The 268-nt window shown below is 37.3% G+C and carries 1 protein-coding gene; it reads left to right on the forward strand.

Features of this window, described 5'->3' with window-relative positions; genetic code table 11:
• The first annotated feature begins 57 nt into the window (after positions 1–57).
• Positions 58–267, forward strand: a complete 210-nt coding sequence (locus AAEZ08_RS22975; RefSeq protein ID WP_002959120.1) for a cold-shock protein — start codon at positions 58–60, stop codon at positions 265–267.
• Position 268: the final 1 nt, after the last annotated feature.

Here is a 268-nt window from a genome sequence, read left to right on the forward strand (position 1 = left end):
TTTTTTGCTACACCCGCTCTTATGAGCATATTTTTATTTTTATTTCAGGATATTACAATGTCTAACATCGTATCAGGTACAGTTAAGTGGTTTAACGAGTCTAAAGGTTTTGGTTTCATCGAGCAAGAAAATGGCCCAGACGTTTTCGCACATTTCTCAGCAATCAAAAGCGAAGGTTTCAAAACTTTAGCTGAAGGCCAACGTGTAGAGTTTACTCTTTCACAAGGTCAAAAAGGTCCACAAGCTGATAACATCACAGCTGTATAAT

Origin of the sequence: Pseudomonas sp. E45-MNA-CIBAN-0222, from assembly GCF_040310405.1 — a bacterium.
GTDB classification, from domain to species: domain Bacteria; phylum Pseudomonadota; class Gammaproteobacteria; order Pseudomonadales; family Pseudomonadaceae; genus Stutzerimonas; species Stutzerimonas stutzeri_AC.

Excerpts from the sequence above, each read along its gene's own strand:
- AAEZ08_RS22975 (WP_002959120.1), top strand. The coding sequence starts at position 58 with ATGTCTAACATCGTATCAGGTACAGTTAAGTGGTTTAACGAGTCTAAA.